Annotated in this window: 10 protein-coding genes and 1 riboswitch; of the genes, 7 read left to right on the top strand and 3 right to left on the bottom strand. The window is 68.1% G+C overall.

Features of this window, described 5'->3' with window-relative positions; all coding sequences use genetic code 11:
- The first annotated feature begins 32 nt into the window (after positions 1 to 32).
- Both NV2_RS03150 and NV2_RS03145 read left to right on the top strand, forming a co-directional pair.
- Positions 33 to 731 (top strand): DUF8020 domain-containing protein, encoded by a 699-nt coding sequence (locus NV2_RS03150; protein WP_067868741.1) that lies wholly within the window; start codon positions 33 to 35, stop codon positions 729 to 731.
- A 129-nt stretch (positions 732 to 860) separates the two neighbouring features.
- Positions 861 to 928: riboswitch (guanidine-III (ykkC-III) riboswitch) on the top strand.
- 17 nt (positions 929 to 945) lie between these two features.
- The gene (locus NV2_RS03145) at positions 946 to 1260 is read left to right on the top strand and encodes a DMT family transporter (RefSeq protein ID WP_067868738.1); all 315 of its coding nucleotides are present in this window, start codon (positions 946 to 948) and stop codon (positions 1258 to 1260) included.
- Here the strand turns inward: NV2_RS03145 and NV2_RS30605 are convergent.
- Positions 1257 to 3182, bottom strand: coding sequence for a DEAD/DEAH box helicase (locus NV2_RS30605; protein WP_084473790.1), 1926 nt, complete (start codon positions 3180 to 3182; stop codon positions 1257 to 1259). The genes NV2_RS03145 and NV2_RS30605 overlap by 4 nt on opposite strands.
- A gap of 300 nt (positions 3183 to 3482) precedes the next feature.
- On the opposite strand from NV2_RS30605, the gene NV2_RS03135 reads away from it, so the two are divergent.
- A complete protein-coding gene (locus NV2_RS03135; RefSeq protein ID WP_067868735.1) occupies positions 3483 to 5543 on the top strand; it encodes an ArnT family glycosyltransferase in 2061 nt (686 codons plus the stop codon).
- 46 nt (positions 5544 to 5589) lie between these two features.
- On the opposite strand, the gene NV2_RS03130 is transcribed toward NV2_RS03135, so the two are convergent.
- Entirely contained in the window at positions 5590 to 6219 is a 630-nt protein-coding gene (locus NV2_RS03130; protein ID WP_157102714.1) for a condensation domain-containing protein, read from the bottom strand.
- A gap of 128 nt (positions 6220 to 6347) precedes the next feature.
- Positions 6348 to 8759, bottom strand: coding sequence for a phosphoketolase family protein (locus NV2_RS03125; protein ID WP_373863529.1), 2412 nt, complete (start codon positions 8757 to 8759; stop codon positions 6348 to 6350).
- A 256-nt stretch (positions 8760 to 9015) separates the two neighbouring features.
- On the opposite strand from NV2_RS03125, the gene NV2_RS03120 reads away from it, so the two are divergent.
- The 4 genes from NV2_RS03120 (at position 9016) to NV2_RS03105 (ending at position 12817) form a co-directional block, all read left to right on the top strand.
- Positions 9016 to 9603 carry an FKBP-type peptidyl-prolyl cis-trans isomerase gene (locus NV2_RS03120; RefSeq protein WP_067868729.1) on the top strand — a complete coding sequence of 196 codons (588 nt, stop codon included), beginning with the start codon at positions 9016 to 9018 and terminating at the stop codon, positions 9601 to 9603.
- Between the two features lie 241 nt (positions 9604 to 9844).
- On the top strand, positions 9845 to 11266 hold the full coding sequence (gene tig, locus NV2_RS03115) for a trigger factor (RefSeq protein WP_067868718.1): 1422 nt from the start codon (positions 9845 to 9847) through the stop codon (positions 11264 to 11266).
- A 262-nt stretch (positions 11267 to 11528) separates the two neighbouring features.
- On the top strand, positions 11529 to 12116 hold the full coding sequence (locus NV2_RS03110; RefSeq protein WP_067868715.1) for an ATP-dependent Clp protease proteolytic subunit: 588 nt from the start codon (positions 11529 to 11531) through the stop codon (positions 12114 to 12116).
- A 35-nt stretch (positions 12117 to 12151) separates the two neighbouring features.
- Positions 12152 to 12817: an ATP-dependent Clp protease proteolytic subunit gene (locus NV2_RS03105; protein ID WP_067868714.1), complete on the top strand. Its 666-nt coding sequence runs from the start codon at positions 12152 to 12154 to the stop codon at positions 12815 to 12817.
- Positions 12818 to 12969: the final 152 nt, after the last annotated feature.

Raw genomic sequence — 12969 nt, 5'->3', positions numbered from 1 at the left:
GCTCGCCCGCTACTCGAACAGAAAGCACACCGATGAGGAAACTGAATGTCGTAGGCACACTGCTGGCCGCGACTGTTGGATTCACTGTTGTATCGACTGGAGTCGCTCCGGCGGACACCCCGGACCCGGCGGTGAACTACACCGCCACCACCACCGGTGCCGCCACGATCATCGAGACCGATGCGGGCTCGCTGGTCGACGACGACGGAATCTTCAGGATCGAGGCTGCCGATGGGACCGTGCTCGCGGGCACCGACCTGTCGTTCCGGGTCGACGATTTCGTCTTCCCGATCGACGCCGACATCGACGGCCGCACGGCGACGCTGACTCCCCGCCTGGATGCCGCGCACGCGATCTACCGTCCCGTCGCGCTGCCGTACCAGGACTCGGCACCGTGGAAGACGCCATACGACCGTGAGCAGGCCGCCTGGAGCAGGCTGACCAGCACACTCACCGCCGGTGCCACCATCGGAACCCTGGTCGGCGGGCTGGCCGGCAGCGGTGTCGGATGCCTGCTCGGTGGTATCGCCGGTGCGACGGTCGCTGCTGCCACCATCGTCGGGATGTTCGGTCCGTTCGTCCCCGCGGCGGTGGTCGGCTGCCTCGGCGGCATCGTCGCGATCGGAGCTCTGGGGACTGTGGCGGGACAGCTGCTGGTGACCGCACCGGCCGCGATTCTCGGTGCGGCACAGTACTTCACGACGATCAACGAGCCCTTCCCAGCGAAGTGACGGGCTCGGCAGCCGCTGCGGTCGCGTGCGGCTGCTGATCTGAGGCGACCCTGGTGGGGCGGTGTGAATCGCCCCACCAGGTCGTCGCGGGTGCAGGCCGGCCGGTGCATCGATGGGTAAGCTCTGCTCTACAGGCCGCGTTCCGCGGTCGGCCGGACGATCGCAACCGTACCCGGACCCCGACAAGACGGTATTTCCGAAAGGAATGCTGACTATGGCGTGGATAGTACTGATCTTGTCCGGGGGTCTCGAGGCCGTCTGGGCCACCGCATTGGGAAAATCCCACGGTTTCACCAGGCTGGTGCCGTCGTTGGTCTTCGCGATCGCTTTGCTCGGATCCATGTCGGGGCTGGCGTACGCGATGCGCACCCTGCCGATCGGCACGTCCTATGCGATATGGGTCGGGATCGGCGCCGCGCTCACCGTGCTGTACGCGATGGTGACGGGCGCCGAACAAGCCTCCCTGGTGAAGATTGTCCTGCTGGTGGTGATCGTCGGCGCCGTCGTCGGCCTGAAGGTCACCGGTTAACCGCGGGCCCGATCACCGGACGCGGCACGGCGGTGCGGGCCCGCATGCTTCGCGCCGCCGCGCCGGCTGCCGGCACGGACCGGGGCTGCGCTGGGGTGGGACCTCGAGTCGGCCCGCGCCGATTCCTCGTTGCGGCCCCGGGGTGCGTCTCGGTGACCGGTGCGGCCGGGAGCCTCACCACGGCCGCGCTGGCGATCCTGGGTACGGTCCTCGCTACCGCGGTGGTCGCGAGCAATCCGCCCACGGCTCGGGGTACCCCCGCCGGACTGGCGGCTCGGGCCGCTCCCGGTGCGGTCACTTCCGGAGGTTCGTCTGTCCGCACCACGTGCCTGCGCCGCAGGGCGCGCGCCGGAGTCCTCGCGACGGCCGCGAGTCCCGGAGGCCGGGTGGGTATCCGAGGACGTGGTGTAGGTGGCGGAGGCTGGTCCGGCCTCGCGCCGCGCCCGCGTCTTCGCGCGTCGGCCGGTGCCGACCGCGCCGTCGGCCGAGGAGCGAACACGTGTGCCGTACTCGGATCCGGTCGAATGCGTGGGTGCCGCCGACTGGGAGCCGCCGTCGGAACGCCCGTGCGCGGATGGCCCGCGCCGGCCGCGTCGGCCGGGTTCCCGCTCGCCCGCGGTGGCGAAGTTCCCACCTCGACGTGAATTCCCCTGCGCCCGCCGTGAATTCTTCTTGGCGGGGCCCGGATGACCTTCGGCCGAACCGGTTTTCGGAGCGGGCGGCGCGGTGAGCGGCGCCACGGTGCCGACGAGAGCGGAGACCGGCTCGGACTTCGACGTCACCTGCTGCGGCCGTACCTCCAGTCCGGCCTTGCGCAGCAGTATCGACACATCCTTGCGCTGCTCGGGCAGCATGATCGTGACGACATCCCCGGTGCTGCCCGCGCGTGCGGTGCGCCCGGACCGATGCAGGTACGCCTTGTGCTCGGCGGGCGGGTCGACGTGCACGACCAACTCCACATCGTCGACATGGACACCGCGTGCGGCGATATCGGTCGCCACCAGTACCCGCGTGCTGCCGTCGGCGAAGGCCGCCAGATTACGGTCGCGTGCGACCTGCGACAGATTGCCGTGCAGGTCGGCCGCGGGAATTCCGGCGGTGGTCAGCTGCCGAGCCAGGCGACGGGCGTGATGTTTGGTGCGCATGAACAGGATTCGGCGGCCGGTGCCCGAGGCGAGGGTCTGCACCAGGGCACGCTTGGCCTCGCCGTCGGTGACCTCGAAAACATGGTGGGTCATCGCCGGAACCGGCGAATGCGCCTCGTCCACGGAGTGCGACAGCGGGTTACGCAGGAAACGCTGCACCAGTTTGTTCACGCCGTTGTCGAGGGTGGCGGAGAACAGCATCCGCTGCCCGTCCGGCGGAGTCGCGGCCAGAATACGGGTCACGCCCGGCAGGAATCCCAGGTCGGCCATGTGGTCGGCCTCGTCGAGCACGGTGATGAGTACCTGGTCGAGGGTGACCAGCCCCTGTTTGATCAGATCTTCGAGCCGGCCCGGGCAGGCGACGACGATATCGGCGCCCGCACGCAACTCGCGGACCTGACGAGACTGCGGCACCCCGCCGAAGATGGTGACGACCCGCAGCCCGCAGGCCGCGGTGAGCGGTGTCAGGGTCGCGGCGATCTGGGTCGCGAGTTCCCGGGTGGGTGCGAGTACCAAGCCGGCCGGATGGCCCGGAGCGGTCCGCTGGTCGAGCCGGGCCAGCCGGTCCACCAGTGGAATGGAGAAGGCCAGGGTTTTGCCGCTGCCGGTCCGGCCACGCCCGAGGACGTCGCGCCCGGACAAGGTATCCGGCAGGGTGGCCGACTGAATCGGCAACGGTGTGCTGAAGCCGCGGCGGGTGAGGGCCTCCACCAGCGGGGCGGAGACGCCGATCGACTCGAAGGTCGTGGCGGCAGGATCGGATGAGCGGGGAGTCATGGGTTTTCGGGGTGCCTTTCGAGCAGCAATAGTGAACCGCAGATGGTGCTCGGGTTCGTGGTCCGCGCGGTGTTCTGACCGCTGGGTGGCCGACGCGCAGACTGGATATCCACGACTGGAAAGGGCATACGTAGCCGATCTCGGCACCTACCACTCTATCCGGTCGAGTCGAGACGATGTTCATCGCATGCGGGTGATGATCATCTCCGCGCGGCACCCCGGCCGCGGAGCAGCGGTTCACAGGGTCCTCCCAGCCCGGTCCCAGCGGTAACACCGGCGAGCCCGGCCATCATGGCCTGCATGACCGAAGGTGCTGTCGTGTCCCGCGGGCCCGCGGACGAGGTGGGAAATCCGTCCGAGCGCCCCCCGGGCCGAATACTGCCGTGGGAGCCCATCGCGGTCGCGGCGCTGCTGATCGGCACTGCGATCGCGTACCTGTGGAACCTGGGTGTCAACGGCTGGGCCAATTCGTTCTACGCCGCCGCGGTGCAGTCCGGAGCGAAGTCGTGGCAGGCGTTCTTCTTCGGCTCCTCCGACTGGGGCAATTCGATCACCGTCGACAAAACCCCGGCGGCACTGTGGCCGATGGAGATCTCCGCGCGGCTGTTCGGAATGAACAGCTGGAGCATGCTGGCCCCGCAGGTACTCATGGCCGTCGCGGCGGTGGCGTTGCTGTGGGCCACGCTCCGCCGCGGCTTCGGACCCGCGGCCGGACTGCTCGGCGGGCTGGCGCTGGCGGTGACCCCGGTCGCCGCCTTGATGTTCCGCTACAACAATCCGGATGCGCTGCTGGTGCTGCTGATGATCGCGGCGGTATGGGCGATGACTCGCGCGCTGGAGGACGGCCGGTGGCGCTGGCTGGTGCTGTGCGGGGGATTCGTGGGCCTGGGCTTCCTGGCCAAACAGTTACAGGTGCTGCTGGTGGTTCCGGCCTTGGCACTGACCTATCTGTTCGCCGGGCCACCGCGACTGGGGAAACGGATCACGCAATTGCTGGCCGCCGGGATCTCGGTAGTTGTCGGCGCCGGCTGGTGGGTTCTGATCGCGCAGCTGTGGCCGGCGGATTCGCGGCCGTATTTCGGCGGGTCGAAACACAATTCGATCGTCGAGTTGACGCTGGGATACAACGGGCTGCAGCGGCTCGGTGCGGAGGGAGACAGTGGGTTCGGGCCGCCGTCGTCGGGGCCCGGAGCGCATCCGGGTGGTGCGCACGGTGGCCCGTTCTTCGGATCCGAGGCCGGGATCACTCGGATGTTCAGCCAGACCGTCGGTGGTCAGATCGCCTGGCTGATCCCGGCGGCACTGGTGGTCTTCGTCGCCGGACTGGTCCTGATCGGCAGGTCCGGACGTACCGATACCCGCCGGGCGGCACTGCTGCTGTGGGGCGGCTGGGGGCTGGTCACCGCGCTGGTGTTCAGCTTCATGCAGGGGATCTTCCACCAGTACTACACGGTGGCGCTGGCCCCGGCGGTAGCCGCGACCGCTGCGCTCGGAGCGGTGCTGCTGTGGCGTGAACGCGACCGGGCGCGGGTCCGCGCGGTCTTGGCGGTGGCACTGGCACTCACGACGGTCACCGCGGTGGTGCTGCTACACCGGAGCCCCGATTTCGCGCCGTGGTTGCGATGGGTGGTGGGGGTCGCGGGCGCGGCCGCCACGGTGGTGCTGCTGGTCGCGCTGCCGCTGCGGCCTCGGCTCCGCTGGGTGGTCGGGGCGACGGCCACCCTCGCGGTACTCGTCGCGATCGCCGCACCGGTGGCCTGTTCGCTACAGACCGTCGCCGTCGCGCACACCGGCGGCATCGTGCTGGCCGGGCCGAAGACCGAGGGCGGCTTCGGTTTCGCTGGTCCCGGCTCGGACTCCCGCCCCGCTCGCAGCCCTGGTCCCGTCGCCGACTCCGGCCAGGGCGCCGAGTCCGCCATCGGCTCCGCTCCCGGGCAGGGTGATGCGGACGTGCCCGGAGCCGACTCTGCGGTGCATCCCGGGGCTGGACCGGGACTCGGCGATCGCGCGAACCAGGACGTCGTGAAGCTGTTGCAGGACAGCGCCGACAGCTACACCTGGGCGGCCGCCACGGTGAGCTCGATGGGTGCTGCGGACCTCCAACTCGACTCGGGTCGGGCGGTCATGCCGATCGGCGGTTTCAGCGGCGGCGATCCGTCGCCGACGCTCGGCCGATTCCGGGATTACGTGGCGCAGGGCCGGATCCATTACTTCGTAGGATCCCAGCAACACGGGCCGCGCGGATCGCAACGCACCACGGAGGCAGCGCAGATCACGCAATGGGTCCAGCAGCACTACTCGGCGATCGTGCTGGGTGGCACCCCCGTGTACGACCTCACACAACCCGTGGCCGGCACGTAGACCTGGGCAGGTCCATCTCCCGGGGCCGGTGTGCGAGTGCGCCGAATCAGCCGCAGGCTTCGGCGCGCCATCCCGGCGGTATGTCGGTGAGTTGCACGTGTTGCAGCTCGTGCACCGGCAACCGGTGGGAGGGCCGCACCACATCCCAGGACGGCACGAGACTGCGTCGCCGCGCGGCATATGCGGTCATCAGGTCCCGGGCGATCCGCGCCGATGACACGCGGTCGGCCGCCGCGCGCTGCAGGATCACCACCAGCAGATGCCGCGGAATCTCCTCGGGATCACCCAGCGGGCGAAACACCCTCGCGCGCATCGGCTTCGCCAAAGGAGCGATCGTCTCCTCGTCCATGAATGCGGCCACCGCATCGGCCAGGCCGGCCGCGGCGACCGGCGCGGGCACCAGGCAGGGCACGATCTCGTCGGTCGCGGACAACACTCGCGGGGCGGCGCTCGATCCAGGCATCGGATAGACCGTGCGCAATTGCTCGTGCCGGAACATCAGATCGGCGAAGGCGTCACGTAAACCGACGGCATACAGATATCCCGTGAAGTGGAGGGTGAACGATGCCTGGCCGAACGATGCCCGGCCGAACGAGGCCATCGTGAAGTCGGTACCCGGTGCGGCCCGGCCGGCCGATCGCAAGGGGACCACCGCGGTGGTAGAGCGCATGTCCATGCGGTACTTCCGTTCCTCGTTCGCGCCCTGCGTCTCGACGGGCACACATACCCCGGTGTCTGCGGGTATGTGCGGAGCCTAACCGCGAAGAGGTGATTGCGCGCCGGTTCGTTCGGTGACCGGTCGGCCTAGCTGCCGTACGGCCAGCGCCACTCGGCGACCTCGGGAATGTCGGCACCGTGCTCACGGGTCCAGATCCGCGCGGCCAGGCGAGCGTCCTGCATCTCCTGCCGCAGCCCGGCGGCGCGGTCGCCCAGGCCCGGCACCCGGTCGATGACGTCCATGACCAGGTGGTACCGATCGAGATCGTTGAGCATCACCATGTCGAACGGTGTGGTGGTCGTGCCCTTCTCCTTGTAGCCGCGCACATGCAGTCCCGCGTGATTGGTCCGGCGGTAGGTGAGCCGGTGAATCAGCCACGGATAGCCGTGGAATGCGAAGATGATCGGCCGGTCCCGGGTGAACAGAGTGTCGAATTCGCGATCGGGCAATCCGTGCGGATGCTCGTTCTCCGGCAGCAGCCGCATCAGGTCGACGACATTGACCACTCGAATCCGCAACCGCGGTAGCCGGTCCCGCAGTATGGCCGCGGCCGCGAGGGTCTCCAATGTCGGCACATCGCCCGCGCAGCCGAGGACCACGTCCGGGCTGGTGCCCGCTTCGTCGTTGTGCCCGGCCCATTCCCAGATCCCCGCGCCGCGCGCACAGTGCAGGCGGGCCTGCTCCACCGACAGCCAATCCGGTTGCGGCTGTTTTCCGGCGACCACCACATTGACGTAGTGGCGCGACCGCACACAGTGGTCGTAGGTGGACAACAGCGTATTGGCGTCCGGCGGGAGATAGACCCGTACCACGGAGGGCTTTTTGTTCATCACGACGTCCAGGAAGCCCGGATCCTGGTGGGTGAAGCCGTTGTGGTCCTGACGCCAGACGTGAGAGGTCAGCAGATAGTTCAGGCTCGGAATCGGCCGCCGCCACTCGACCGCACTGCTGGCGTCGAGCCATTTGGCGTGCTGATTGAACATCGCGTCGACGATGTGGATGAACGCTTCGTAGCAGGTGAAGACCCCGTGCCGGCCGGTGAGGAGATACCCCTCCAGCAGGCCCTGGCACATATGCTCCGAGAGCACCTCGATCACCCGGCCGGAGCGATCCAATTTCTCGTCGTACTCGCCGATTTCGGCCTGCCAATCCCGCCCGGTCACCGACAGCACGTCCTGTAGGCGGTTGCTGGCCAGTTCGTCCGGGGCGAAGATCAGGAAATTGTCGCGGTTGGCGTCGGTGACATCACGCAACCAGCCGCCCAGTACCCGGGTGGCCTCGTGGGACGTGGCGCCCGGTGCGGTGACTTCCACACCGTGGTCACGCCAATCCGGCAGCCGTAGGTCCCGCATGGTCGCACCACCGTTCGCGACCGGATTGGCACTCATCCGGCGCGGTCCCGCGGGCACCTGCCGGAGCAGCTGCGGGTACGGCCGCCCGGTCTCGTCGAACAGCTCCTGCGGCCGATACGACTGCAGCCACTGTTCGAGCACCCGCCGGTGGCTGTCGTCGGTGCGCGCGGCCGGCAGCGGAACCTGATGGGCGCGGAAGGTGCCCTCGACTCGGTCGCCGTCGACGACCGGTGGGCAGGTCCAGCCCTTCGGGGTGCGCAACACGATCATCGGCAGCCGCGGCCGGATGCCGTCGCCGTCCTCGCGCGCGGCGCGCTGGAATTCGGCGATGCGGTCGAGGCTGCGGTCGACGGCGGCGGCCATGGCCTGATGTACGGCCGCGGGATCGCTCCCGGCGACGATGATCGGGTCGTAGCCGTACCCGTGCAGCAGCGACAGCAACTCGGCCTCCGGAATCCGGGCGAGCAGGGTCGGGTTGGCGATCTTGTACTCGTTGAGCGCGAGAATCGGCAGAACCGCGCCGTCGCGGGCCGGGTTGAGGAATTTGCCCGCATGCCAGCTCGTCGCGAGCGGGCCCGTCTCCGCCTCGCCGTCGCCGATGACGCAGAACACCGTCAGCTCCGGATGGTCGATGGCGGCGCCGTAGGCGTGCAGCAGCGAATAGCCGAGTTCACCGCCCTCGTGGAACGACCCCGGTGTCTCGGGTGCGCAGTGACTGGGCACGCCACCGGGAAACGAGAACTGCGCGAACAGTGCGTCCATACCCGCCTCGTCACGCGAGATGTGGCTGTACAGCTCGGAATACGTACCTTCCAGCCAGGCGCAGGCATTCGGTCCCGGCCCACCGTGGCCGGGGCCCGCGACGAACACCGCGTCCAGGTCACGCTCGCGGATGGCGCGGTTGGCGTGCGCCCACACCAGATTCAGGCCGGGCACGGTACCGAAATGCCCGAGCAGCCGCGGTTTGATGTGTTCGGCGGCCAACGGGGTACGTAACAGCGGGTTGGCCATCAGGTAGATCTGACCGACCGACAGATAATTCGCCGCGCGCCACCAGGCATCCAGAGCGGCGAGCTCGTCCGGGGCCAGCGGACCGGGAACCTCCGCCAGCCGATACGGCTCGGGGGCGATCGTGGTACCGCCGATGCCGCCGATATTGTCGGCGGCGGTGTCCGTGCCTGCGCCCGGACCGGACGCTGGGACATGCCCTTCCGAACTCGCCAACTCGGTCACGGTCGTTCTCCTCACAGTGGGGTGTTCGGGTAACCGCTTCGGATGGAGATTCGTCGTCAGGCTACCGGCAGGATGCGTTGCTGCGCAGATCCGCACCCCGTCCGCACCGGCCGGCGGTGGGTGCGGGGGCGGGCGGCTGTGCCTGGCCGGTACCGATTAGGGTGCGCGCATGCAGAAAATGGCCAGGATCATCGGTGCGGCCGCGGCAGCGGCGGCCGCGCTCGCGCTGACCGCATGCGGCAGCGACGACGACGCAGGCACCGCGGCGTCGGCCACCGGCGCCGCATCGAGCACGGCGGCGGCCTCGGCTCCGACCGCGGCCCCCGCGGCACCGGCTCCGAGTCACGGCCGCGAATGCACCGCCGACGACATCGGTGTGACGGGCGATTTCGGTGCGGCGCCGACCATCACCATTCCCGACGACTGTGATCCGCCGACCCAGCTGGTCACCAAGGATCTCGTCGAGGGCAGCGGCCCCGAAGCGCAGCCCGGCCAGCAGCTGGAGATGAACTACTCGCTGGTGACCTGGTCGGACAAGAAGAAACTGGACAGCTCCTTCGACCGTGGCGAGACGTTCCCGCTTCCACTGGGCGCCGGTCAGGTCATTCCCGGTTGGGACCAAGGCCTGGTCGGAATCAAAGAGGGCGGCCGCCGGCTGCTGATCATTCCGCCGGAACTCGGCTACGGTGCGGGCGGCCAGGGTGTGAAGCCGAACGAGACGCTGGTCTTCGTCACCGATGCGGTGAAGGTCGGCTGAGCCGCGTCAGCTTCGGGCTCGGCGAAACGGCCCGGCTTGCGAGACCGGCCCCGTGGTCGACTACCCTGATCGGGATGCGATTCGGGGGGAACAGCGCCGTCGGCAGACGGCACCGGACAGCCGTCGGCAGACGGCACCACAGCGCCGTCACCGCGCGGCACCCGAACACCCCCGTCGCCGGGCGCAGGTCCGGTCGGCGAACCGACACACACCAGAGAACAACGAACAAGGAGCATGTGGCGTGAAGAGCACCGTCGAGCAGCTGAGCCCGACCCGGGTCCGCATCAATGTCGAGGTGCCCTTCGACGAGCTGAAGCCGGACTTCGACAAGGCCTACCGGGCCCTGGCCCAGCAGGTGCGGATCCCCGGATTCCGTCCGGGTAAGGCCCCCGCCAAACTGCTGGAGGCCCGTCTGGGCCGCGGCGCCATCCTCGAGCAGGTGGTCAACGATGCGCTGCCCGCGCGCTACAGCGAGGCCGTCACCACATCCGAGGTGAAGGTACTCGGGCAGCCCGAGATCGAGATCACCAAGATCGAAGACGGTGACGAGCTGGCGTTCACCGCCGAGGTCGACGTCCGCCCGGAGATCTCGCTGCCCGACTACAAGACCATCGAGGTCTCGGTCGACGAACTGAGCATCTCCGACGAGGACATCGACCAGCAGCTGCTGTCGCTGCGCCAGCGCTTCGGCACCCTGAAGAGCGTCGAGCGTGCGGTGGCCGACGGAGACTTCGTCTCGATCGATCTGTCGGCCACTGTCGACGGTGAAGAGGTCAGCGAAGCGTCCACCACGGGGCTGTCGCACGAGGTCGGTTCCGGACAGCTCATCGAGGGCCTCGACGAGACCCTGATCGGCATGAAGGCCGAGGAGTCCAAGGATTTCACCTCCACCCTGGTGGCCGGTGAGCACGCCGGATCGGAAGCGGTCATCACCGTCACGGTCGGCTCGGTCAAGGAGCGCGAGCTGCCCGAGGCCGATGACGAGTTCGCTCAGATGGCCAGCGAATTCGACACCATCGACGAGCTGAAGGACGACCTGCGCAAGCGGGTCGAGCAGAGCAAGAAGGTCGAGCAGGCCGGCGAGATCCGCGACAAGGTGCTCGAGGCGCTGCTGGAGAAGACGGAGGTGCCGCTGCCCGAGGCCGCGGTGCAGGCCGAGGTCGACGCCGTGCTGCACGACGCGGTGCACGGTTTCGATCACGACGAGGCCAAGTTCGCCGAGGCGCTCGAGGCGCAGGGCAGCACCCGCGAGGAGTTCGACTCCGATTCCAAGGAGGCCGCCGAGAAGTCGGTCAAGACCCAGCTGCTGCTGGACGCGATCGCCGAGGCCGAGGGCACCGAGGTCGGCCAGCAGGAGCTGACCGAGCGGATCCTGTTCCAGTCGCAGCGCTACGGCATGGCTCCGGAACAGTTCATCCAGCAGATCCAGCAGGCGGGGCAGCTCGGCGCGATCTTCGCCGATGTGCGCCGCGGGAAGGCGCTGGCCGGCGTGGTGCTGGAGACCACCGTCACCGACGCTGCCGGCAACGCGGTCGATACCGCCGAGATGTTCGGCGAGCCCGCCGATTCCGAGACGGATGCGGAGGCTTCGGAGGCTTCGGAGGCCGAGTCCGAGCAGGCCACGGAGTCCGCTGCGAAGTCTTCGGAGTCCGCTGCCGAGTAACCGCCGGCAACAGATCGAGTCAGCTGTAAGCGAAGCAGGGCGGTACCGGGAGTCCGGTGCCGCCTTGTTTCGTTAGGGTTTGTGTCAACCGAATCAGGCCGCGGTCGAGCGTCGGGCACGGAGGCGGTAGCTTTCGTACCACGAAGAGCCCGGGAGACCGCAATGAACACCAGGCTGTGCCGGCAGACGTCTCGCCGGCGAGAGAGGGCAGGTATCCGTGACAAGCAATCAGGCTGTGGCACCTTCGAAGTCGGGACCGGTCATGACATCTCCGACAACGGGGCTCAACCTCAGTGATTCGGTATTCGAGCGTCTGCTCCGCGACCGCATCATCTTCCTCGGCACCCAGGTCGACGACGACATCGCCAACAAGCTGTGCGCGCAGATCCTGCTGCTGGCGGCCGAGGACCCCAGCCGCGACATCCAGCTGTACATCAACTCGCCCGGCGGTTCGGTGACCGCGGGAATGGCGATCTACGACACGATGCAGTTCGCCGAATGCGATATCGCTACCTACGCCATGGGCCTGGCGGCGTCCATGGGCCAGTTCCTGCTCGCCGCGGGAGCCAAGGGCAAGCGCTACGCGCTGCCGCACGCGCGGATCATGATGCACCAGCCGTCCGCCGGTCTCGGTGGCTCGGCGGCCGATATCGCCATTCAGGCCGAGCAGTTCGCGCACACCAAGCGGGAACTCAACGAGCTGCAGGCGCTGCACACCGGCAAGTCGCTGGAGCAGGTGACCCTGGACGCCGATCGTGACCGCTGGTTCACCGCGGCCGAGGCCAAGGACTACGGCTTCATCGACCATGTGATCACTCACTCCAGCCAGGCGACCGGTCGCAGCAACTGATCCCGCAGCCCCTTACACAGACTTTGGAGACATCTATGTCGAACATGATCGATCCGCGGGCCGCGGGTTACGCCGGAGCCACGATGCCGCAGGCGCGCTACATCCTGCCGCAGTTCACCGAGCAGACCAGCTTCGGTATCAAGACCTCCGATCCGTACAACAAGCTGTTCGAGGAACGAATCATCTTCCTCGGCAACCAGGTCGACGACGTGTCGGCGAACGACATCATGGCGCAGCTGCTGGTGCTCGAATCGCAGGATCCCGACCGCGACATCACGATGTACATCAACTCGCCCGGTGGTTCGTTCACCGCGCTGATGGCCATCTACGACACCATGCAGTACGTGCGTGCCGATGTCGCGACCGTCTGCCTCGGTCAGGCTGCCTCCGCTGCGGCGGTACTGCTCGCCGCGGGCACTCCCGGTAAGCGTGCCCTGCTGCCCAACGCCCGGGTGCTGATTCACCAGCCCGCCACCTCCGGTGGCATCCAGGGACAGGTGTCGGATCTGGAGATCCAGGCGGCCGAGATCGAGCGGATGCGCCGCCTGATGGAGACCACGCTGTCCCGCCACACCGGCAAGGATGCGGAAACCATCCGCAAGGACACCGACCGCGACAAGATCCTCACCGCGGAAGAGGCCGTGGAGTACGGGATCGTGGACCAGGTGTTCGACTACCGGAAGCTGAGCGCGCAGAAGTAGTGCCCGATCCGTCGCGGCATTCCGGCTCGCCCGAACGCGGGACGCGAATGCCGCGGCGGCCGATCGGCACGGTGTTTTCGCGGTCGAAGCTGTTCGGCTCGGTGGGATGCCGACCGTTCGCGACACCTTTGTGAACGAGAAACATCCTCGAG

This window comes from Nocardia vermiculata NBRC 100427 (genome assembly GCF_001613265.1).
Taxonomy (GTDB): domain Bacteria; phylum Actinomycetota; class Actinomycetes; order Mycobacteriales; family Mycobacteriaceae; genus Nocardia; species Nocardia vermiculata.
This window is presented reverse-complemented; position numbering and strand designations above follow the sequence as displayed.